The following is a 22,520-nucleotide window of genomic DNA, read 5'->3' as shown; positions in this document are numbered from 1 at the left end:
CCTTTAAGCGATCATCCACACCATCTACAAGAACGGGACGTCGATATTTTGGACAGAATACAACATGATATTTGCAGGAATAGGTCACATTATTATTCGATTTGTACTTCATGAATATATTATACTACCAAAAGCTATCTAATGATATATATTATTGATAAAAGCTTAAAAAAGTTGCCTTATATCTCCACAGCTAAAGCTGGGAGCTTTACGGCAACATTTGGTAAATGATCATAAAAAGGTAAGCATCGAAGTTCTCCCGCAAAATGACTAAAGCCATTATAAAGTTTCCCTTGAACGATCATACCACAGTCTACATAATCAATCGCAGGTTGATAAATCAACGCACTATTTTGATAGTGTGGATATTGATGATAAAAACCAATTCTGGCACAATTGACATCATTTTCAATGATTATTTTTTGTTTGATTTCTTTTTTTAAAATTTCTAATATATTTTTATTTTGAAAATCTTCAAAATCACACAAATCAATCATTCCCTGATCACAAACCCCTGGCAGTGATAAACAAATGACAGCAATTTCTTGATCTTTCTTTAATACATCTTTTAACATCTTTAAAAACTCTTCAACTGTTCCTTTTAAAGAAGAATAATTTTTTTGATAAACAATTTGATCATATAAATCTATGATTTCAAAAATAAATTCATAACTCTTCTTATTCTTCTTTAAAACTATTTTTAACAGATGCTTATAATCCTTATATAACTGATATTCTTTAGACTTTCTACCACCCGTTGACTTAGAATCACTTACATATTCAATTTCATGACTTTTCAACATTTCTTGTAAAATATTAGTAGTTGTCGCCAATGAAAGACTTGTTTTATACGCTAAGTCATTTTTTGTCCAAATTTGTCCATCATAAAGGCATTCTCTTATTTTTATTTCGTTTTCTTGTTTTAAATCATTTACTTTTGACACTCTATCGCCTAACTTTCATCAACTTTTGTCGAAAGATATTATAGTACAAAAGGTATAAAAAAAGAATGACCTTTCGATCATTCCTTATTTTCTACCATAATAAATATCTCGATCAACTGCTTTATTCATTGAAGCAACAACTGTTGTACATACTGCATCTCCAGTAATATTAACGGCTGTTCTTGTCATATCTAAGATACGGTCAATTCCCATAATTAAAGCAATTCCTTCTACTGGTAAACCAACGGAATTAAAGACCATGGTAAGTGTAATTAATCCAACACTTGGTACCCCTGCTGTTCCTATTGAAGCAAGCGTTGCTGTTCCAATAACTGTAGCATAATCCATCATAGATAGATGAATTCCAAAGGCTTGAGCTGTAAAGACAACCGCAACACCTTGCATGATGGATGTTCCATCCATATTGATTGTTGCTCCTAATGGAATTGTAAAAGATGAGATCTTTTTAGAAACACCCATTTTTTCAGCTAAAGTATCAATATTCATTGGAATTGTTGCATTGGATGTTGATGTTGAAAAGGCAAAAGCCATTACTGGGAAAAAGTTTTTAATAAAGATAATTGGATTTAATCCTGAAAAAATCTTTAACATTGACATATAAACCCCAAAACATTGAACTCCTAATGCAAGTAATACACAGAACATATATTTTAATAATGGGATGAAAACATCAAAACCTATTTCTGCAAATGTTTTAGAAATCAAACAGAAAACACCTATTGGTGCTAACTTCATAACAACCATTGTCATTTCCATCATAATATCATTAAATTGACTAAAAAAGTTTTTAACAATATCTACACGATCTGACATATTTGCAAGAATAACCCCTAAAATAAGCGCAAACAAGATAATTTGTAACATTGTTCCATTTGCAAGTGATTCAAAAATATTTGTTGGAATAATATTTAACAATGTTTCTGTCACACTTGTTGCTTGTGTTGACTCTGTTACTTTTGAAGTGATTTTAATTGCTGACATATCTAAACCAATACCTGGATTAATAACATTAGCGATACATAAAGCAACAACAACGGCAAGTGCTGTCGTACATAGATAAAAAAGCATTGTTTTAAGTCCTACAGCTCCTAATTTTTTAGTATCTCCTACTGCCATACTTCCACAAACAATTGAACAAAAGACAAGTGGTACAACTAACATACGCATTAAACGTATAAATCCTTGTCCTACAACATAAAATAAACCACTAACAATAAAATCATCAACGATTTTATTACTAGGAATACAATAATTAATAATAATTCCGGTAATTGCACCTGCAATAAGTGCTATAAAAATCAAAGTTGTTAAACCTAACTTCTTTTTATTTTTCATTATATAGACCCCTTTCTTTAAAATATTCTTTTAAAGATTCTTTCCATGAAGGAAAAGTGTAAACTGGAGTCATTGACATAATAAAATTATCTAAGACACAATAAGCTGGTCTAACTTTAGAAAAATCAGATAAATGAGTAGGTACTGCCTTCATTTGAGCTTCTTTTCCTGTAAGTTTTAAAATCTCATGAGCGAATTCATATCGACTACATACCCCTTTATTTGTCGCATGATATGTTCCATATTCATTTGTATCAATTAAATGTAAAATAAAACGTGCAAGTTCTTTAGCACTTGTAGGTGATCCAAATTGATCAGAGGCAATTGCTAGAGATTCACCTTTATTTACTTTTTCTAATAAATCATTAATAAAATTATTTCCCAAACCATAGACCCATGTACTTCTAATAATAAAATGCTTATAAGTAAATTCTTTAACATATTGTTCTCCAGCTAATTTAGATTTACCATAAGCTGTTTGTGGTCTTGTTTGATCAAACTCATTATAAGGTTGATCACTTTTCCCATCAAAAACATCATCTGTAGAAATATGAACCAATTTAGCTTCTAATTTTCTAGCAATAATAGATAAATTTCTAGCACCTAAAGCATTAACTTTATAAGCTTTAGAAATATCATTTTCACATTCCTCTATATTTGTGAGTCCTGCACAGTTAATAATAATATCTGGTCTATTCATTTCCCCAAAACGTAAGACCTCATCTGTGTCTGTAATATCCAAATCGTCTATGTCAGTATCAAGAACTTTGAATTCAAGTTTATCAATAATTTCATTGATTGCTTGTCCAATTTGTCCTTTAGCACCGCATATCCAAATTTTTCGCATAATTTCATCCTCCTTTAAATCTTGAATATTATATCTAGAGGATTATTTGATGTCAAATTCAAACCTAGTTCATATTTCGTGATATAATAGTATTGAGGTGATTTTTATGAATGATTTATCTAAAATGTATCAAGTTTACGTAAATAAAGAATTACAAGTAAACAAAAATGAAATTTTAAATGTCGCTCGACTTAAGCAAAAAACATTATCTTTCTTACATGATTTAGGAGAAGTTTGTCAGGATTCAAGATGTTTTATCTTTTGGGAAAAAGAAGAAGCTATTCATCACGATGAACTATTAGAACATTATTTAGATGGTTTAAAAATGTTAATGTCTATTGGTTATGAATTAAGAATTGATACTATTAAAAATCATACTGAAATTCCTAATCGTTTATCTTTAGAAGACTTATTTTTAAAAATTTATCAATCAATGATGAATGTTTCATCAACTTATTCTAGTCAAGATTACCAAAATACAATTGATGACTATTTCTCTTTAGGATTTCAATTAGGTATTGATTTAGATGAAATTATTGATCATATTTAATTTGTGAGATGGAAACATCTCACTTTTTTATTGCATATGTTTATATTTAGATTTATAATATAATGATTTAAAACTTTTTGTTTTAAATGGCATAAAAAATAGGAGGAATAAAATATGAACCATTTTGAATATGTTTCTAAATCAAAATACATGCCAGTAAAAAAAGAATTAATCAAAATAATAAATCAAGTTCAAGATGAACTTAGAGAACAATTTACATTTGATTATAAGTTTATAGGAAGTTCTAGCCGAAATATGATTACTTATGATCCGAAAACAAATAAAGGATATGACTTTGATATCAATATTGAAGTAAATGATTTTGATGAATACTACAGTGCTAAAGAATTAAAAGAGATACTTATGAATACATTTAATAAAGTTCTTAGATCTAACTATCATTTTCCTTGTCAAGATAGTACTCGTGTATTTACTATAAAAGTATACAAAGAAAATCCATATTGGAGAAGCATCACTAATTTAAAAGGTACAAAAATAAAATATAGTTGCGATTTTGCAATCGTAAATACAATTAATGATTATCAACAAGAATATATACGTTTTAATAAAAACACACACGAATACAGTTGGCAAATGCAATGTAAAGGATATTTATTATCTAAAAAAGAGGCATATATAAAAAAGAATAAATTAACTAATGAATTACGAAAAATCTACTTAGATAAAAAGAACTTCAACACAAACCCTAATAAAAAATCAAGAGCACTCTATGCTGAAGCTGTTAATGAATTATATAATACCCATCATTAAACAAAAACGATTTGATGTATTATTTCAAATCGTTTTTTTATTATGTTTATTCAAATCTATATTTTTTTAACATAACTGTTAGTAAAACACTTAAAAACGCAAATAATGAATAAGTACCTATAGATGTACTATCTCCTGTTTTTACAGCTGTTGTTTTTTGAGATTTTTTATTATTATTTATTTTATTCGTTACTTTATCTTCTGTAGTAGGTGTTGTAACTGTTTCATCTTTTTTAACAGTTTCTTCTACAACAAATACTTCAATTTCTTTTTCTAAAAAAATATCATGTTCTGTATAAGCAACTATAACGTTTTGCTTTCCTATTTGAGTCGCATCATACCCTTTAATTTCTACTTCATCAGTTATATCTCTTTTATATGTTTCATTATCAGATGTTGTATAAATACCTGTAACACTTAATTGAAGATCATCACTTTTTTTATAAGATGTTTCTTCTGTGATTTCAATATCAGTAAGTGTGGAAAGCTCTGGTGTTTCTTGTTGAGGTCCTCCTCTAATACCTGCAATTTATTTTAATCCCATAGCTTGTAATGAAATACTTTCATAGCCTTCATGCCCTGCTTTGTAACCAGCATTACTAATAACATCTAATAAATTATCCCCTGCATCATAGGCTGAAAATAATAATTGAAAATAATATAATAAACATCCTCTTTGAACATGATAATCACTTGTAACCGCTTATTTTAAATGTTTAATTTATTACGTAATTTTACAATTTATAAAAAAGTGTTGCGATAACCGCAACATTTTTTTATTTTTGACAGATGCCACAAGGACTGTATCCTTGTTGTTGTAATTTTTTTGAAGTTGAAGTAACTACTTCTTTATTTTGTTCGCTCATTTTTGAAACACTTGAACAATTTGGATCATGATATTTTTTATTTTTTATATTAATAACATACTTTTTACTTTTATTACTTGACTTATTATGATAATCAAATGGATCTTTTGTTTCTTTGATGCCATAAGTTGGTTCTCCTTCTTTGGCTTTTCTTGAAGTTCCATTTTGATAATCAATAGTAACACCCGGTTGTACATTATAAATATAAACACAAAAACGAATCGTTTCATCTTCGACAGAAGCTGCTTGTAAAATCAAGCCTCTTGCTACTAATTCATCATCTTTATATACAGGAATGGCTTCATATAAAACATGATGATTCGTATTTTTAATATAATCTCTAACCTCTTCTTCAAAAGGCAACATACCTGTAACATTAAAATAACGTGTTCCCGTCATTAAATTTCTTTCTTCAGCATTTAAACCACTTAAAGCAAAACCAATTTGATGACAACGATTATATAAATATTTTGTAGAAATCAAATCATCATATCTTTGTGTTTTCCATCCTGACGGTTTAACCATTCCAATAGATTCCCTTTTATTTGTTGGAAGTGTTTCAGGACCTAAACAAGCTTGATCTTTTTGAGTACGTCCATATTCATCCAAATCATTTAATTGAATATATGTTTTTGTAGTATATTCATTTTCTTTAAAAGTAGGAGTATTGTTATTGATTTCAATATATGGTTGTCCACTATATTCTTCTATTTGATTTAAAATATCTTGAACATTATTTTCATCAAAAGAAACCTGATCTGTTTCTATTTGTAATTGGTTTTCTATATTTGTAATTTGATAATGTAAGGTTTCTTTAGAGTCTACATAAAACGATTTTTGAGTTTCTTCACCATCTTGTACAACTTTTAACTCATGATTTCCTTTAGTTAACTTTAACTCATAAGTTCCTGCACCTTGACTTTTTAAAGTATCAATTTGATCTTGATCAACATAAACATCTACATCCTGACTACTTGTTTGTTCTAAAGAAAGTGTTACACTTTGCTTAGAAGATGCTTTTTCTACTTGTTGATTACATCCTGTTAAAGTAAATGTCATCAATAATGAAAGTAATAATAAATAGAGTTTTTTCATCATAGTTCCTCCTTGGAGTACAAGTATATCATAAATTTATATTTTTTCTTTTCTATTTTTTTTAAATAGAAACCTATTTCAAGGTTTTATTGGATAAAATATAAAAAATAGAAAACATGATCAAATACAAAAAGTATCATGGCAATCTACTTTTAATCATTGCTAAATAAAGATTAACATATTAAAATAGTAATAAAAATATTATCTTACTTAATCAAATAATTAGGAGAAAAGAAATGATAGATACTAAAAAAATTAGAAATAAACATGGTTTTACGCTTGTTGAAATAATAGTTGTTCTTGTCATTCTTGCAATTTTAGCTGCTGTGGCTATTCCATCCGTTTTAGGATATGTAGATGAAGCAAAAAAAGCAGGTATTATACAAGAAGCACATGGGATTTATGAAGCAGCGCAAATTGCTGCTACAAAATGCTATGCAACAGATGAAGATGAATTTAAAAAACAATCAATTTTTAAATATAACTACACATTACCTGCAGATTTTCCTTATAAAAAAACAACAAACAATCAAGTTGGAAGAGTGTCTGATTCTTTAATGAGTCATGGACAAAAAGAGCCTGACAAGTATCTTAGTGATAGCTATTCTGGCGCATCATATATTGATAAAGAAATTGTAAAAAATGTATTACATTTTTTACAAAGTGAAAATAAAAATTCAGCTATTTATAAATACAAAGTACCAACTGACTGCCTCAACGGTCAATCCCTTAACGATTATAATCCTAGTAAAACCAATGGATTTGCTATTAATATATTCTATAACCAACAAGGTAAGATAGAAGCTATAAATTTTGCGAGAGATAATTATATGGTTACTATTTATAATGGAAAATTAAATTGTGTTAAAGGTGGTAAATCAATAAAATCAATAGAAAAGAAATAGTATAAAAAATAATTTTTATGTAAAAAAGGGGATGTTACGAAATAATTTAAAATCGTAACATCTTTTTTTGTTATAAATTCTAACTAAAAAATAGGATATTGATATCTTACCAATGATATTTATTTCCTACTAATTAATTTCTCAACGATAACGTTTGAGGAATTATTGTAATTAGAAACAATTGCTTCTTATAGTAAAATAATTTTATTATATAGATATTTAAAATTCTTATTTTTAATATATTTTTATTTTACAAAAGAAAAGGCTGTATGAAATTAATTATTTAATTTCGTAACAGCCTCTTTTTTATATGGTTTTAAATTTTTTATGATATAAGATATAAGCTACAATACTTGCAATTGCTTCAGCAATAACAAATGATAACCAAATACCTTCAATCCCCATGATATTTAATAAAATGTATGCTAATGGTACTGTAATCAATAATTGTCTAAGTAAAGAAACTATTAAAGAATATTTTCCTAAACCTAGAGCTTCAAAAACACCTGACATTAAAACTCCAAAAGATGAAACAATAAAACTTAAAGATAAAATTCTAAGCCCTGTTTCTCCTATTTCTAACATACCACTACTTGCATTAAATAAAGAAAGTAAAACATTTGGAACTATAAAGAATAATAATGTTCCTGCTCCTAAAATAGCAGCAATGACCAAACCAGATACTTTTAAAATTTGATGCATTCTTTCTTTTAACTTAGCCCCATAATTATAACTCATCAAAGGTCTCATCCCTTGTACAATTCCTGATGTTGGCATATAAATAAATGTTTGTAACTTATAATAAACCCCGAAGAAAGCAACTGCACTTTGTGAAATAGATGAAAGTATACCATTTAATAAAGAAACAAGAACAGATGGTAAGCACATCATCACACTTGAAGGAATAGCTATACTATAAAGTTGAGAAATAACATGAAAATCTACTCTGAATTTCTTAAATGAAATATGAAGATGTGTATTGTATTTTTTAAATAAGACAAATGCTAAAGAAGCTGCTGAAAATTGACCAATTACTGTCGCAATAGCTGCTCCAGCAACACCAAAAGCAGGTAATCCAAAATAACCAAAAATTAAGATTGGATCTAAAATAATATTAATAACAGCTCCAAAGATTTGCATGATCATGGGCATCATCATGTTTCCAGTTGCTTGAAACATCTTTTCAATAGCTAGATGAATAAATTGACCAATAACTAATGAGACAACAATCATTCCATATTGCATTCCATAGTTAATTACATTTTGATTTGTTGTAAACATATTTAAAAATGGTCGAATAAAAAATAAACCAATAATTAAAAATAATAAAGAATGTGCAAGTGACATCACAATTCCTTGAGTTGCATAATAAGATGCCTTATTATCATCTTTAGCTCCTAAATGTCTTGCAATAAAGGCATTCATCGCAATCCCTATTCCACAAGAAATAGCTAATGATAAATTTTGTAAAGGGAAAATCAATGATACTGCTGTTAAAGCTTCTTCTCCAAGTTGAGAAACAAAGATACTATCTATAATATTATATAATGATTGAATCAACATTGAAATCATTGGCGGAATCGCCATTGACATTAATAAAGGAAATACAGGCTTGTATTCCATTGGGTTTCTATTTTCCATATAAGTCTCCTTTCCATAAAAAAAGCTATAGATGTCTATTTATGATCAGAAATAGAGAAATCTATAGCTTACCTAAGCAATATTCAATTTGCATGTCTATATTAATAAATATCTTTATCTTTGTCAATTGTTTTAAGCAGAAATTAATTCTTGATCCAAAGCTTCTAAAGCCATAATAGCATCCCAACAGAAACTTTCTTTACCAACATATTCATCAAAATGATTACGTTTAAATTGAATCATCACTTCTTCTTGAACACCACTGAATTTAATGATACAGTTTTGTGCTTTTAAACGATCAACGATATCAAAGAATTCATGAATCCCTGAATCATCAATAGAAGGAACACCTCTCATTGAAAAAACAATAGCTTCTAATGAATCATCTAATTCATCTAAAACATGTGTCATTTGTTCTTGTGTTCCAAAGAAAATAGGTCCACTTAAATACATAATTCTTGTTTTTTTATGATGATGTTTTAAATCTTTTCCTACACGATCTTTATCAATATCACGTACTTCTATATGTAAATGAGAATTATTTAAAACAAATAAGATAATTGAAACCATGACTCCAATAACAATCGCAACAGTTAAATCAAAAACAACAGTCGCACACATTGTAATTAAATATTGTGAAATATTTGTTTTAACTCTATTATGAAATAATGTTTTAATTTCTTGCCAATCGTTCATACGCCAAGCAGTAACCATTAAAACACCAGCAAGTGCAGATAAAGGTATACGTGACATAAGTGAACCAAGTAAAAACATCGAAATCAAAATAACAATTGAATGGAATACACTGACTAATCTTGTTTTTCCACCTGCTTTAATAGCTACAGATGTCCTAGCAATCGCAGCTGTTGCAGGAACGCCACCAAATAATGGAATCAACATATTTCCAATACCCTGTGCCATTAATTCACGATCAGCATTTAATTTTTCATTTTTCATTTTACCAGCACTTGCTCCACATAAAAGTGATTCAATCATTCCAAGTGCAGCAATACTTAAAGCAGGTAGCATCAATTGTGTAATTGTACTTAAATGTAATGAAGAAAAGGATAATCTTGCTTCTGGAAACAAAGTACTTGGAATAGTCCCTACTTCATGAACCGGTAAATTTAAACATAATTGACAAATTAAAGCAATAATAATCCCTGCTAATGATGAAGGACAATATTCTCCCCATTTTTTAGGCCAAATAAGCATAATCACAACAACTAAAATTCCAAAGAAAACAGTTGGTAATGATACTGGAAAACCTAATTTTAAATATGAAAACAGTTTTTCTAAAGCACTTGAACCAACAGATGTTGTCCCAAAGAAATTATCAATTTGCCCTAAGGCAATAATGATTGCAATTCCACTTGTAAAACCAGTAATAACACTAGTTGGAATAAAAGAAACAATTTTTCCAAACTTAAATAATGAAGCAATAATCAACATACATCCAGATAAAAAGCTTGCGATGAAGACACCTTGTAAACCATATGTTGTTGAAAGTCCAATTAAAATAGCTGACATAGCACCTGTTGGTCCAGAGATTTGGTAACTTGCTCCCGATAAAACACCAATCACTAAACCAGCAATAATCGCAGTAATTAACCCAGCACCTGCATCAGCCCCACTACTTACACCAAACGCTAAGGCAAGTGGTAAAGCAACAGCAGCTACTGTTAAACCTGCTAAGATATCTTGTAAAAGAGTTTGCATGTTATAACCTTTAAACTCATTTTTCAAGTCTCTTATATAATCTTTAAACATAAAATCCCCCTTTTTTACCCCGTGTCATTATACACATCAAACTGTCTTTTGTTAAGTTTATGTAGAAATAATCCTATTAAAATTATAATAATAAATAGGTTATAGCGATTTGATTCGTTATAACCTATTTTCATTAATGAATGATTTTTAAAACATCTTCTTCACTATTGATGTTAAAAATATTTAATGTAAGAACATTTAATTTTTCTAGCGATGTTGTTGTAAGTCTTTCTTCTAAAGGACTTGATATAGTTCCTAGTTTTACTTTAAGTTGTTCTTTTAAAGTATTTCGTTTTTCTTCTTGTCGACCTTTTTCAATTCCTTAATTTTCGAATCTTTGAAATAATTGATCCATTGCCTTACACATGTTGATTTCATTTCCTTCTGGTAAGTCTTCTTCTTTAATGTCCGTATGTGTCAAGATGGATGCCATCTTATAATTTTCTACACTGATCATACGGTTTGTCCCTAACTTTTCATAGTCTCCTTCAAGCATGCTTTGACTAAGCTCTACCACTTCTTTTCCTCTTTCTACCTGATTGATATAAAGCTGTGCATCATAGTTGAGTATACGAATAATCATATTTTTATCTAAACTACTTTGATGCTCTACACCAATGATCATATAATCCCCATTGATACTTGCTTTTCTGACGATATCTCGGTATCTTTTGTTTCCATTGGTAAGGGTTCTTTACCTATCAATGTTGAGACATCATTTTCCTGTGATATCAGATTTTCTGGTTTGATGACCTATCTACCATGAAAATAGAGAGCATTGCATAGATCTGCAAAACATTCCCCGTCTCTTAATAACTGTTTACAGGTTGTATCACTTGCATTTCTTATTTGACTCATTTTTTTACCTCCTTACATGAGTGTTTTATAGTTAGTCATCATCGCTTTTTATCTCTTTTTTTAATATTGATGTAAGGAGCTTTCTTGATTTAATTGCATCATATGTTTAAAGATAATTCGTCTCATATTTGTTTCACATTTAATTCACAAATATTTCTTTTTTATTATTTTATCTTTCTCTTTTCCTTCTTTCAATGGTCGGATAGTCCCAAAAAAGAAACTGCATACTATCTGCAGTTTCATCTTAACTATATAATTTTTTAGCTATGATAAATTTCTTCATCAAGCATTTTTTCTTTTTTAGCAACGATTACAGAGGTTGCTGCATCTCCTGTAACATTGAGGGAAGTTACAAGCATTTCAATTGGTCTATTGATTGCAAGAATCAATGAATAAGCAAGTAAAGCGGCATCATTTGTATAACCCATACCTGTTAAAATTGTAAAGAGGATAACAGCTCCTGCACCAGGTGCAGCAGGTGTTCCAATAGAAGCAATTAAAGCTAAAATAGCAATAATAGCCATTGACATAAAAGTTACTTTATAACCTGAACTAACAGCTACAAACATGGCTGCAATAACTTGCATAATTGCTGTTCCATCCATGTTAACTGTCATACCTAGAGGTAAAACAAACGAAGCAATTTGATCATGTACCCCTAATTCTTCTACTGTTGTTTTTCTATTTAATGGTAGTGTTGCTGCAGATGAAGATGTTGAAAATCCAAATAAAGCAACTTTAACAGCTTTTTTCATAAATGGTTTAGGATTAACCCTAGCCATTGTCATTAAATAAATTGGATAAGCGATAAATAAATAAGCAAATAAAGCAATAGTAACTGTTACTACATAAGCTAAAGCCGGTTTTAATGAATCAATTCCATAAATAGCAAATGTTCTTGTAAGTAAACAGAAGATTGCATATGGTGCAAATTTATTAATTACAAACGTTAGAAATAAACTAATAACTTTTGAAACTTCTTCAAATACTTTTTTTAATGTTTTTGTTTGTTCTTCAATGGTATTCATAGCAAGTCCAGTAACTACTGCTAAAAATACAATTGCTAGGACATTCCCATTTGTTGTAAAGGCACTTACAAAATTGTTTGGAATAATTGATACAATAATATTTAATGGATTAGATCCTGTTGTTCCTTGTTGAACAGTAATCTTTCCTGCGTCTACTGAATTAAATAACCCTAAATGATAGATAATTGTACTTACAATACCAGCAAAAATCAAAGCACATATTGTTGTCGTAAAGAAAGTTAAAATTGTTTTAGAAGAAATTCTACCTAATTTCTTAGTATCAGTAATTGTACAAATAGTAAGTGTAATAGAAACAAAAACCATTGGTACTATAATTAACTGTAATGCATTAACAAATAATTGACCTATAATATAGAAAATTCCGATAGCACTTGTAGCACCTTCTGCTGTAATATCTTGGAAAAAGATATTATTAATCGTTTGCCACAAGTCTCCTTGACCACTTGAATTTAAGTGTTCTCTCAATAAAATACAACTAAATCCAGCAATTAAACCACATACTAATGCAATCAACATTTTCTTAGCTAACTGCTTTCCACTATTTTCTTTCATAACCATCCTCCTAAAAATTCCCAAATTGCCAACATTATACATTATTTTTTTTAAAATACAATCCCTTTTATAAAAAATGTTAAGACCCAGCGATTTTGTCACGATAAAATTCAGTGAAAATGTCACCATCATTTCTCTTTTCTAATCTTCTCCATTATCATGTTATATGAAGGAGGTTTTTATATTGGACAGATTGTCCAAAAAAAATAATTGGTCAGTATGACCAATTATTTCATATATTCTTTTAGTTTATCAGGAATAGCTTCTATTAAATAGCTAACTATTTCTTCTTTTTTGATAGGTATATCATTTAAGACCCATTCTACTGTCATATCTACAGAACCTCGACAATACATATTTAATAAAAAATCTATATCTGAAGATAATGTCTTTCCTGTATTTTTATAAATATAATTTTTATAAAAATCATAGATACAGCAAAAATCATAATGAATTAAATTATTATAATCATTTGATTTAAAAGCTTCTTTAAAGAAAGCATGTTCTTGTTCAATAAAAGCAAACTTTAAATTAAGTGCTTCTTGTAACGAACCACCTTGATTCATTTCTTCAAATGATTTTAAAACTAATTTTTCAAAATACCAATTAACTAAATCATATTTATCTTGAAAATGTCGATAAAATGTTTGTCTGGTTTTTCCTGCTGTTGAAACAATATCTGTTACAGTAATTTTATCTAAAGGCTGTTTTTTTATTAAGCTTTTGATTGCTTTAGCAAACAAAAATAAAGTTTCTTCGTTTTTCATAATAAACCTCTATAATAAATAATCATATTTTTCTATTTCATCAGTTTGTGCTAAAACAAGGAAAGTATCATTTAATTCTATTTCTAAATTAGGATCTACAGGAACTTCTAACTTATGTGTATGAGGATTTCGTTTACCTAAAACATTGATACTATAAAGTTTTCTTAAATCTAGTTGTGATAATGTTTTTCCTACCCATGCTTGAGGTACTTTCATTTCAACAATACAATTTTCTTCATCTAATTCAATTAAATCTTTAATATTTTTTCGAAGTAATGTTCTTGCTACTTTTTCTCCCATTTCTTTTTCAGGACGGACAACATAATCAGCACCTATTTTTTCTAAAACAACTTTAAAACGTTTGTTTTTAGCTTTAACAATAACATAAGGTACTCCCAGTTCTTTTAGATTCATTGTAGCTAAAATACTATCTTCTAATCGATCTCCAATAGCAACAATTCCTACATCCATATCATCTAATCCTAAATCTGATAAAAATTGAAAATCTGTGACATCACCAATAACTGCTTTTGTCGCAAAATCAGCCACTCTTTGTACATTTTCAGGATTTTTATCAATTGCAATGACTTCTCTACCATATTGAGAAAGTGTCTTAACAAGTGTAGAGCCAAAAATTCCAAGCCCTAATACAACAAATTGTTTTTCCATCTCATTATCCTATTAAGATATGTTCTTTTATATAGTTCACATCTTTTCCTTTCTTAGCGTTATATTTTCTTACAAAAATCAAAACCATAGTAATAGGACCAATACGTCCTATATACATCAAAATAATTATAACAATTTTTCCAACAAATGTCAGTGTTGGTGTAATACCCGCTGTTAATCCTACTGTCGCAAAAGCAGAAAAAACTTCAAAAAGTAGATCAATAAAATCTGCCTGCTCACTTATTGATAAAATAAATAAACCTGTTAAAGCAATCGCAAAACTAATCAACATAATTGTTAATGCTCTTTTAACAATTTGATCATCAATTGTTCTTTTAAAAACATGAATATTTTCATCACCACGCATTAATGCACGGACGTATAACAATCCAATAACAAAAGTTACCGTTTTAACACCACCAGCAGTTCCTGCAGGAGAACCACCGATAAACATAATAATAGACATAAAAAACTTCGTTGCTTGATGTAAAGAAGCCATATCTACTGTCGCAAATCCAGCTGTTCTAAGTGTTACTGATTGAAAAAAACTTGCGAGTATCTTTTGTGAAAATGGTAAAGATTTTAATGTTAGCGGATTTTGAAATTCTAATATGAAAATAACGGTCATTCCTCCAAAAATTAAAACAAATGTAGAAATCAATGCAATCTTTGTATGTAAAGATAAAGATTCTAAATACCTTTTCATTTTAAAATACTTAAAATGTTCTCTATAATGAATCAAAGATAAACGTAAATCGATCCACACAACAAAACCTAAACCACCAGCAATAATCAAACCACAAATAACTAAATTGATCCAAACATTGCCTACATAAGGAACCATTGAATTATTTCCTAAAATATCAAATCCAGCATTACAAAATGCTGAAATTGCATGAAATAAACTATAATAAATTCCTTTAAGGATTCCAAATTGTGGAATAAAAACAAAAGCAAGACAAATTGCTCCAATAAGTTCAAAACAAACTGTATATTTAATAACTCTTTTAATATAAATACCTGTTTCATTTAATGAATTTCTATTTAAAGCTTCCTGCATGACAATCTTATTAGCGTAGGTTAGTTTTCTTTTTAAAAGAACAAAGAACATCGACATCAGTGTTAAAAATCCTAACCCACCTATTTGAATCAATAAAATAATGACTATTTGTCCAAAAAGCGTATATTCACTAGCTGTTACATGAGTCACTAAGCCTGTTACACAGGTTGCTGAAGTTGCAACAAATAGATGATCTAAATAACTACTTGTTGAATGAACACTATGACTCATTGGTAAACTTAATAAAATTGACCCTATTAAAATAACCGCAAAAAAGCTAAAGCCAATTCTTCTAACTGCTGATATACCTAGTTTTTTATATTGTTTATGAAGTGTTTTTCTTTGCATATTTTCCCCTCGGTTCTATTAAAAAAAGACATGTTTCCATGCCAATTTAAAACAAATGATAATAAGCCAAGTTCTGTATTAGATAATCATTTATCTACGTTTACACGTCCTCTATCCCGTTCAATTTCGTTTTAAAGGTTCCCCTACCAAATTTGGGTTTCTGCCTTGCGGAGCTTTCCTCTTTTCAGCCATAGTTTCCTATGGAATTGTCTCTGTGGAGCCATTTATGAAGTTCTACCATAGTTGCCCTTAGGTTTTCCTTCTGTCGTTAGTTTACACTACCCTCACTTATTGATTCGTGAGGCACAAACACTACAATCATCGCAGATTGTGGCAGCCTGGACTTTCCTCTACTTCAATGAAGCAGCGATTATCTGTCATTTGTTATTTATTTTGAAATACTGCTTTTTCTAATAATGATAATCTTTTTAAGATATCTACATTGGAAGAAACATTATCTTCTAATGCTCTTAAGTTATCATCTTGTAAAGCTTTTTCTCTTTCTAATCGAGCTATCATAGCTTTTTGATCAGCAAGACGTCTTTCAAGCTGTTCTATTCTATCATAAGAATTATTCAATAGTCCAGCAAAAGCTTCATAATCTTTTACAACTTGATCCAAGAAGTGATCAACCTCATCCGCATTGTACCCTTTAAAATCAACTTTAAATTCTTTACTGACAATTTTTTTTGGACTTAATACGACTTTATATTCCATGCTTTTCAACTCCTTTACCTCATTGTACCAATTTATTTCCTTTTTTCAAGATAAAATATGATTTCTTATCAAAGAGTTGTTATCACAAAAAAAATATGTGTTATAATACCCATATATATGCAAATAAAAAGGAGTTTCTATGGTTAATTATCCAAATAAGAAAAAAAATAATCATTATACATCTATGATTGAAGGTAAACATAATACTGCTCACCGTGGAATGAACTTAGAAGAAGATATTAACTTAACAAATGAATATTATTTATCACATGATATTGCAGTTATTCATAAAAAACCTACCCCTATTCAAATTGTCAAGGTTTCTTATCCAGAAAGAAGTTCAGCAAAAATAGTAGAAGCTTATTTTAGAACCCCTTCAACAACAGATTATAATGGTATTTATAAAGGAAAATATATTGATTTTGAAGCAAAAGAAACAAAAACATTATCTTTTCCCTTTACGAACATTTCTTTACATCAAATTAATCATCTCGATAAAGTCATTCATCATGGAGGAATTGCTTTTTTAATTATCGCCTTTACAAAAGTGAATGAAGTTTATCTCTTAGATGCTTCTTTTATGGTAGAAGCATATAGAAAAAACGATCGTAAATCCCTTCGTTATGAAACAATAAAAGAAAAAGGTCATTTGATAAGGCAAGGATTTCTTCCTCGTCTTCATTATTTAGAAATTATTGATCAATATTATTGTGAGGTATTTAAATGAAAAGACAAACAAAAAAATTAAATTCAAAAAAAATCATTCAAGTAGTAACAATGCTTATTCTTTGTTTAATCTTAGTTTTTGCATGTATATTTGGTTATAGTGTATATAAGGATACAGCTACTTTTGATTCTAAAAAACTGTTATCCTCTGGAGCAAGTGTCATGTATGACAGTAATGGTGATATTATGTACACTTATGGTAGTCAAGAAAACGGTACACGAAAAAATGTGACCTATGATGACTTACCACAAGTTTTAGTAGATGCCATTGTAGCTGCTGAAGATTCTCGTTTCTTTGAACATAATGGTTTTGATTTACCACGTATTGTTAAAGCGGCATTATCTAACTTAAAAGCGGGAGATATTACAGGTGGTGGTTCTACCATTACTCAACAGTTGATTAAAAAGACTTATTTCCCTGATGCTCAAAGAACTTACTCACGTAAATTTAGTGAAATTATTCTTGCTATTCAAGCAGATAAAGCTTTAAGTAAAGAAGAAATCTTAACTCTTTATTTAAATAAGATTTATTTTGGTAGAAGTACAAGCTCAATTGGGATTGCTGCTGCTACAAAATATTATTTTAATAAGGATGTAAGTGAATTAACACTTCCAGAAGCAGCCATGCTTGCAGGTAGCTTAAATTCACCTTATAACTATGATCCTTATTATTGTTTAAATAACGCTACAAAAAGACGTAATACTATTTTAAAACTCATGGTTAAACATGGTTATATTACTCAAAGTGAATATGACGAAGCAGTTAATACAAAGATTGAAAATACACTTTGTGCTTCACCTACAACCAATAATAACACACTTGCTGCTTATGTTGATATGGTAACAGCTGAAGTTAAAAAAAGAACAAAACTTGATCCTTTAAAAACCCAAATGAATATCTATACTTATTGTGATGTTGATACTCAAACACTTGCGAGTGCTTTAGGTAATGGTGAAAAATATAGTTATAGTGATGAAGATATGCGTATGGGTGGATCTGTTCAATCAAGTCAAGATGGTCGTATCGTCGCTGTTATTGGTGGTCGTAATTATAACTTTGGAAATTACAGCTATGCAACAAGTAAGCAACAACCCGGTTCTTCTGTAAAACCGTTTTTAGATTATGGTTTAGCTTTTGAAAACTTAGATTGGTGTACTGGTAAAACATTAGAGGATACACCTTATTCTAAAGGTAAATTTACTCCTAAAAACTGGGATAGAAAATTCCATGGAACTGTTACACTTACAAGTGCTCTAGAAAATTCTTGGAATATCCCAGCCATTAAAACTTATGAAGAAGTGACTAAAGAAATCGGTAAATCAGGCGTTACTTCCGCAATGGAATCAATTGGTATTGATATGTCCAGTGAAAGTAATGTAACCAATTTATCTTATGCTATTGGTGGATGGAATAAAGGAATTTCTCCAGTTGAAATGGCAAGTGCCTATGCAACGATTTCTAATAATGGCTTATATACTGAAAGTCATACAATCAATTATATTGAAGTTGTTCAAACTGGTGAAAGATATGAGATTGATAAAGAAATTCAAAACAATGCTAAACAAAGTGACTATTCCAAAGCTAGTGCTTATATGGTAAGACAAGTGATGTTAGATTATACTAAAAATGGTAGTGGTAACTATGCATACTTATCTGGTCTTTCTAATGTCGGTGCTAAAACAGGTACTTCTAACTGGGGCAGCAGTGCTAAAAAAGGCATGGCTGGTAAGAGTCGTGATTTATGGATGACTGCTTATAATTCTAATTATATTTGTTCTGTATGGATGGGATTTGGTCAAGAAGGTATTGAAAAAGGAAAAACAACCAGTCGTTATAAAGCTTATCCTGGTAAAGTAGTACAAACTTTATTAAAGCATCTACAAAGTAAAAAAGGAGATAAATCATATCCTTCACAACCTTCTACTGTTGTAAAAGATGGAGATGATTATTATAAAAAAGGAACTAAGCATGAAGGACATGCTGCAATAAGCGAAGAAACAACTGAAGAAACACAAACAGAAGAAAATCAAACCAATACAAATGAAAATCAATCTTCTGAAACTAATAACAATTCAAACAATCAAAACAACAATTCAAATACAAATACTGAAAATAATGGTTCTTCTAATAATGGAACCTCAACAGATAATAGTGGTACTTCTAGTGGTACTACTGGAGGTAATACAAGCGGTGGTTCTTCTGGTGGTAATAGTAGTAGCTCAAGTGGTGAAAGTAGTCAACCAAATCCAAATACGAATCAATAAAAGTCAACAATGTTGGCTTTTATTTTTGGCTAAAATTTGCTTTTAATATACAAAATAAGGTATACTTGTATAAGAAAAATATGGAGGTATCTTATGTCTTCGAAAAAAAATAAAACTCAAAAGAAAATAAATAAAAAGAAAGTATTTATCGCTCTTACTATATGTATCTTAGTTGCTTTAATTGGTGGTGTGAGTGTTCTAGCCTATGGTGTCTATAAAGATACAGAAACCTTTGATGCAAAGAAACTTTTATCATCCGGTGCAAGTGTGATGTACGATGATCAAGGACAAGTTCTTTATACTTATGGTAGTGAAGAAAATGGAACAAGAGAAAATATCACCTATGAAGATCTTCCACAAGTTCTTGTTGATGCTGTTGTTGCTGCTGAAGATTCTCGTTTCTTTGAACATAATGGTTTTGACTTACCACGTATTGCTAAAGCAGCTATGTCTAATTTAGTAGCCGGAGGTATTAGAGGTGGAGGTTCTACAATCACCCAACAATTGATTAAAAAAACTTACTTCCCTAATGCTGAAAAAACATATACGAGAAAGTTTAGTGAAATTATTCTTGCTATCCAAGCGGATAAAGCTTTAAGCAAAGAGGAAATTTTAACACTTTATTTAAATAAGATCTATTTTGGTAGAAGTACACGTTCAATTGGTATTTCTTCTGCTTCTCGTTATTATTTTGATAAAGATGTTAGTGAATTGACTCTACCAGAAGCAGCTATGCTTGCAGGAAGTTTAAATTCACCATACAACTATGATCCTTATTATTGTTTAAATAACGCTACGGAAAGACGTAATACAATTTTAAATCTTATGGTGAAGCATGGTTATATCACTCAAAAAGAATGTGATGACGCCAAAAATGTGAAGGTTGAAAACATGTTATGCTCATCTAAAATTACAAACAGTTCCGTTAATGCAGCTTATGTAGATATCGTAACAGATGAAGTAAAGAAAAGAACAGGATTAGATCCTTTAAAAACACAAATGAATATCTATACATATTGTAATAGTGAAACCCAAGCACTTGCTGCTGCTATTGGTAATGGTGAAAAATATGATTATAGTGATGAAGATATGCGTATGGGTGGTGCTGTTCAATCAAGCCAAGATGGTCGTATTGTCGCTGTCATTGGTGGACGTAATTATAACTTTGGTAATTATAATTATGCTACACAAAAACAACAACCTGGTTCATCTGTTAAACCGTTCTTGGATTATGGACTTGCTTTTGAAAATCTTGATTGGTCTACAGGACATTCAATTAATGATGATGATTACTATAATGGTAAATTTAAAAACTGGGATCGTCAGTTCCATGGCTTAGTAACAGTTGAAAACGCTCTTGAAAATTCATGGAATATACCAGCTATTAAAACATTTGATGAAGTTCAACAAAAAATTGGTAGTGATAAAATCCAAGAAGCGATGGAATCTATTGGTATTTCAATGAATAAAGAAAATATTGGTCTAGCAAGTGCCATTGGTGGTTGGTCTTATGGTATTTCCCCACTTGAAATGGCAGGAGCTTACGCTACTATTTCTAATAATGGTCTTTACACAGAAAGTCATACAATCAATTATGTAGAGGTTGTACAAACTGGAGAAACCTTTAATATCGATGAAGAAATCCAAAATAATGCAAAACAAAGTGCTTATTCAAAAGCAAGTGCTTTTATGGTAAGACAAGTCATGCTTGATTATACAAAAAATGGTAGTGGTAATTATGCGTATGTCAGTGGTATTGAAAATGTAGGTGCTAAAACAGGTACTTCTAACTGGTCTAGTACGGCTAAAAATGGAATGGCAGGTAAAAGCCGTGATTTATGGATGTCAGCTTATACATCTGACTATATCTGTTCTGTATGGATGGGATTTGGTAAAGAAGGTATTGATAAAGGTAAAACAACGAGTCAATATAAAGCTTATCCTGGTAAAGTTGTTCAAACACTTTTAAATCATTTACAAAGTAAAGGAAGTCAAAAATCTTATCCTGATCAACCAGATGATGTTGAACAAGCAGCGATGGTCAAAGGTATTTATCCATATGTTTCACCAAGTGAAGGAATGAGCGAAGATATGATTATTCAAGCTTGGTTTAAAAAAGGAACTGCCCCTACTCAAAGCGTTGATAGTGATGTCTTTAATTTAGCTGGACTTTCTTCATTTGATGTAAGTTTAAGTGGTCAAAGTATTACCTTTAACTTTGCTCCATATAATCCTGAAAACGCCGTTACTGATGAAAATGCTAATGATTCAACGAAAACATTTGGTAAAGTTGTTTATACAGTTGTCGTTCAAGATCAAAATGGTCAAGAACTTCATCGAGAAAACTTCTCTACTTCAAGTGGAACACTGAACTATACAGTCAATCAAAATGTAAAAGTAATTGGTTTCTATAGTTATGAAAGAGCACCAGAACGTACATCTAATCAAATAGAAAAAGATTTATCTATTAATTTATCAACAGTAAATGCATCACTTTCTTGTGATAGTGGTCAAATAAATGATGGGGCAACCATTTCATCAACCTCTATTCAAGCAACCATTTCAGTTCAAGGTCAAGGTCATAGTGTGACAATTGCTTTATATGATCAAAATGGAAATGTACTTTCATCTGTTAACCATCATAGCGCTACATTTTCTAATTTAAGTCATGGACGTTCATATTCTATTAAATTCTTAGAATCTAATGGTTCAGCATCTGTTGAAAAAACCATTCATTTTACAGTATCTTAACGAAAAACCATTC

General features: G+C 29.8%; 20 protein-coding genes and 1 other RNA gene. 6 read left to right on the top strand and 15 right to left on the bottom strand.

Annotated features, from left to right (window positions below):
• From LJD34_RS05905 to rfbD, 4 genes are all read right to left on the bottom strand, one after another.
• A partial coding sequence (locus LJD34_RS05905; protein ID WP_227359410.1) for a transposase occupies positions 1-112 on the bottom strand: 112 nt, incomplete at its 3' end.
• 67 nt (positions 113-179) lie between these two features.
• A complete protein-coding gene (locus LJD34_RS05900) occupies positions 180-944 on the bottom strand; it encodes an ROK family protein (protein WP_227359406.1) in 765 nt (254 codons plus the stop codon).
• Positions 945-1,028: 84 nt separating this feature from the next.
• A complete protein-coding gene (locus tag LJD34_RS05895; RefSeq protein ID WP_022002979.1) occupies positions 1,029-2,300 on the bottom strand; it encodes a dicarboxylate/amino acid:cation symporter in 1,272 nt (423 codons plus the stop codon).
• Positions 2,290-3,147 carry a dTDP-4-dehydrorhamnose reductase gene (gene rfbD / locus LJD34_RS05890; RefSeq protein ID WP_119363739.1) on the bottom strand — a complete coding sequence of 286 codons (858 nt, stop codon included), beginning with the start codon at positions 3,145-3,147 and terminating at the stop codon, positions 2,290-2,292. The genes LJD34_RS05895 and rfbD overlap by 11 nt, the downstream gene beginning before the upstream one ends.
• 106 nt (positions 3,148-3,253) lie before the next feature.
• On the opposite strand from rfbD, the gene LJD34_RS05885 reads away from it, so the two are divergent.
• Together LJD34_RS05885 and LJD34_RS05880 are read left to right on the top strand one after the other, a co-directional pair.
• Positions 3,254-3,697 (top strand): dUTP diphosphatase, encoded by a 444-nt coding sequence (locus LJD34_RS05885; RefSeq protein ID WP_022002981.1) that lies wholly within the window; start codon positions 3,254-3,256, stop codon positions 3,695-3,697.
• A gap of 114 nt (positions 3,698-3,811) precedes the next feature.
• Positions 3,812-4,468 carry a hypothetical protein gene (locus LJD34_RS05880; RefSeq protein WP_227359405.1) on the top strand — a complete coding sequence of 219 codons (657 nt, stop codon included), beginning with the start codon at positions 3,812-3,814 and terminating at the stop codon, positions 4,466-4,468.
• A 776-nt stretch (positions 4,469-5,244) separates the two neighbouring features.
• Here LJD34_RS05880 and LJD34_RS05875 read toward each other — a convergent pair.
• Positions 5,245-6,429 carry a DNA/RNA non-specific endonuclease gene (locus LJD34_RS05875; RefSeq protein WP_227359404.1) on the bottom strand — a complete coding sequence of 395 codons (1,185 nt, stop codon included), beginning with the start codon at positions 6,427-6,429 and terminating at the stop codon, positions 5,245-5,247.
• 236 nt (positions 6,430-6,665) lie between these two features.
• On the opposite strand from LJD34_RS05875, the gene LJD34_RS05870 reads away from it, so the two are divergent.
• Positions 6,666-7,334 carry a type II secretion system protein gene (locus tag LJD34_RS05870; RefSeq protein ID WP_227359403.1) on the top strand — a complete coding sequence of 223 codons (669 nt, stop codon included), beginning with the start codon at positions 6,666-6,668 and terminating at the stop codon, positions 7,332-7,334.
• Positions 7,335-7,640: 306 nt separating this feature from the next.
• On the opposite strand, the gene LJD34_RS05865 is transcribed toward LJD34_RS05870, so the two are convergent.
• The 10 genes from LJD34_RS05865 to LJD34_RS05820 form a co-directional block, all read right to left on the bottom strand.
• Entirely contained in the window at positions 7,641-8,975 is a 1,335-nt protein-coding gene (locus LJD34_RS05865; RefSeq protein WP_175302114.1) for an MATE family efflux transporter, read from the bottom strand.
• Between the two features lie 132 nt (positions 8,976-9,107).
• Complete coding sequence (locus LJD34_RS05860) at positions 9,108-10,745, bottom strand: SulP family inorganic anion transporter (protein WP_147579478.1); 1,638 nt, start codon at positions 10,743-10,745, stop codon at positions 9,108-9,110.
• 133 nt (positions 10,746-10,878) lie between these two features.
• Positions 10,879-11,064, bottom strand: coding sequence for a DUF4351 domain-containing protein (locus LJD34_RS16750; protein ID WP_227359409.1), 186 nt, complete (start codon positions 11,062-11,064; stop codon positions 10,879-10,881).
• Positions 11,065-11,067: 3 nt separating this feature from the next.
• Entirely contained in the window at positions 11,068-11,370 is a 303-nt protein-coding gene (locus LJD34_RS05850; RefSeq protein ID WP_347942949.1) for a hypothetical protein, read from the bottom strand.
• Between the two features lie 493 nt (positions 11,371-11,863).
• A complete protein-coding gene (locus LJD34_RS05845; protein ID WP_227359402.1) occupies positions 11,864-13,204 on the bottom strand; it encodes a dicarboxylate/amino acid:cation symporter in 1,341 nt (446 codons plus the stop codon).
• A 227-nt stretch (positions 13,205-13,431) separates the two neighbouring features.
• Positions 13,432-13,971 (bottom strand): TetR/AcrR family transcriptional regulator C-terminal domain-containing protein, encoded by a 540-nt coding sequence (locus LJD34_RS05840; protein ID WP_032090589.1) that lies wholly within the window; start codon positions 13,969-13,971, stop codon positions 13,432-13,434.
• 9 nt (positions 13,972-13,980) lie between these two features.
• The gene (locus tag LJD34_RS05835; protein ID WP_022001819.1) at positions 13,981-14,640 is read right to left on the bottom strand and encodes a potassium channel family protein; all 660 of its coding nucleotides are present in this window, start codon (positions 14,638-14,640) and stop codon (positions 13,981-13,983) included.
• 4 nt (positions 14,641-14,644) lie between these two features.
• A complete protein-coding gene (locus tag LJD34_RS05830) occupies positions 14,645-16,048 on the bottom strand; it encodes a TrkH family potassium uptake protein (protein WP_119363748.1) in 1,404 nt (467 codons plus the stop codon).
• Between the two features lie 57 nt (positions 16,049-16,105).
• An RNA gene (gene rnpB, locus LJD34_RS05825) (RNase P RNA component class B) lies at positions 16,106-16,430 on the bottom strand.
• A gap of 2 nt (positions 16,431-16,432) precedes the next feature.
• Entirely contained in the window at positions 16,433-16,765 is a 333-nt protein-coding gene (locus tag LJD34_RS05820; protein ID WP_022001821.1) for a DivIVA domain-containing protein, read from the bottom strand.
• Between the two features lie 139 nt (positions 16,766-16,904).
• On the opposite strand from LJD34_RS05820, the gene recU reads away from it, so the two are divergent.
• The 3 genes from recU (at position 16,905) to LJD34_RS05805 (ending at position 22,507) form a co-directional block, all read left to right on the top strand.
• Positions 16,905-17,492: a Holliday junction resolvase RecU gene (gene recU / locus LJD34_RS05815; RefSeq protein WP_022001822.1), complete on the top strand. Its 588-nt coding sequence runs from the start codon at positions 16,905-16,907 to the stop codon at positions 17,490-17,492.
• Positions 17,489-19,756, top strand: coding sequence for a transglycosylase domain-containing protein (locus LJD34_RS05810; protein WP_022001823.1), 2,268 nt, complete (start codon positions 17,489-17,491; stop codon positions 19,754-19,756). The genes recU and LJD34_RS05810 overlap by 4 nt, the downstream gene beginning before the upstream one ends.
• 93 nt (positions 19,757-19,849) lie before the next feature.
• A complete protein-coding gene (locus LJD34_RS05805; protein ID WP_022001824.1) occupies positions 19,850-22,507 on the top strand; it encodes a transglycosylase domain-containing protein in 2,658 nt (885 codons plus the stop codon).
• Positions 22,508-22,520 lie beyond the last annotated feature (13 nt).

It is taken from the genome of Faecalibacillus sp. MSK20_93 (assembly GCF_020589945.1).
In the GTDB taxonomy this organism is placed as follows: domain Bacteria; phylum Bacillota_I; class Bacilli_A; order Erysipelotrichales; family Coprobacillaceae; genus Faecalibacillus; species Faecalibacillus intestinalis.
The sequence above is the reverse complement of the archived record's forward strand: the minus strand, read 5'-3'. Positions and strand labels throughout refer to the sequence as shown.

What these genes read in the sequence shown, in the direction of transcription:
- LJD34_RS05895 (WP_022002979.1), bottom strand. Translation starts at nt 2,300, where the DNA reads ATGAAAAATAAAAAGAAGTTAGGTTTAACAACTTTGATTTTTATAGCA.
- rfbD (WP_119363739.1), bottom strand. Translation starts at nt 3,147, where the DNA reads ATGCGAAAAATTTGGATATGCGGTGCTAAAGGACAAATTGGACAAGCA.
- LJD34_RS05885 (WP_022002981.1), top strand. Translation starts at nt 3,254, where the DNA reads ATGAATGATTTATCTAAAATGTATCAAGTTTACGTAAATAAAGAATTA.
- LJD34_RS05880 (WP_227359405.1), top strand. Translation starts at nt 3,812, where the DNA reads ATGAACCATTTTGAATATGTTTCTAAATCAAAATACATGCCAGTAAAA.
- LJD34_RS05875 (WP_227359404.1), bottom strand. Translation starts at nt 6,429, where the DNA reads ATGAAAAAACTCTATTTATTATTACTTTCATTATTGATGACATTTACT.
- LJD34_RS05870 (WP_227359403.1), top strand. Translation starts at nt 6,666, where the DNA reads ATGATAGATACTAAAAAAATTAGAAATAAACATGGTTTTACGCTTGTT.
- LJD34_RS05865 (WP_175302114.1), bottom strand. Translation starts at nt 8,975, where the DNA reads ATGGAAAATAGAAACCCAATGGAATACAAGCCTGTATTTCCTTTATTA.
- LJD34_RS05860 (WP_147579478.1), bottom strand. Translation starts at nt 10,745, where the DNA reads ATGTTTAAAGATTATATAAGAGACTTGAAAAATGAGTTTAAAGGTTAT.
- LJD34_RS05850 (WP_347942949.1), bottom strand. Translation starts at nt 11,370, where the DNA reads ATGATCATTGGTGTAGAGCATCAAAGTAGTTTAGATAAAAATATGATT.
- LJD34_RS05845 (WP_227359402.1), bottom strand. Translation starts at nt 13,204, where the DNA reads ATGAAAGAAAATAGTGGAAAGCAGTTAGCTAAGAAAATGTTGATTGCA.
- LJD34_RS05840 (WP_032090589.1), bottom strand. Translation starts at nt 13,971, where the DNA reads ATGAAAAACGAAGAAACTTTATTTTTGTTTGCTAAAGCAATCAAAAGC.
- LJD34_RS05835 (WP_022001819.1), bottom strand. Translation starts at nt 14,640, where the DNA reads ATGGAAAAACAATTTGTTGTATTAGGGCTTGGAATTTTTGGCTCTACA.
- LJD34_RS05830 (WP_119363748.1), bottom strand. Translation starts at nt 16,048, where the DNA reads ATGCAAAGAAAAACACTTCATAAACAATATAAAAAACTAGGTATATCA.
- LJD34_RS05820 (WP_022001821.1), bottom strand. Translation starts at nt 16,765, where the DNA reads ATGGAATATAAAGTCGTATTAAGTCCAAAAAAAATTGTCAGTAAAGAA.
- recU (WP_022001822.1), top strand. Translation starts at nt 16,905, where the DNA reads ATGGTTAATTATCCAAATAAGAAAAAAAATAATCATTATACATCTATG.
- LJD34_RS05810 (WP_022001823.1), top strand. Translation starts at nt 17,489, where the DNA reads ATGAAAAGACAAACAAAAAAATTAAATTCAAAAAAAATCATTCAAGTA.
- LJD34_RS05805 (WP_022001824.1), top strand. Translation starts at nt 19,850, where the DNA reads ATGTCTTCGAAAAAAAATAAAACTCAAAAGAAAATAAATAAAAAGAAA.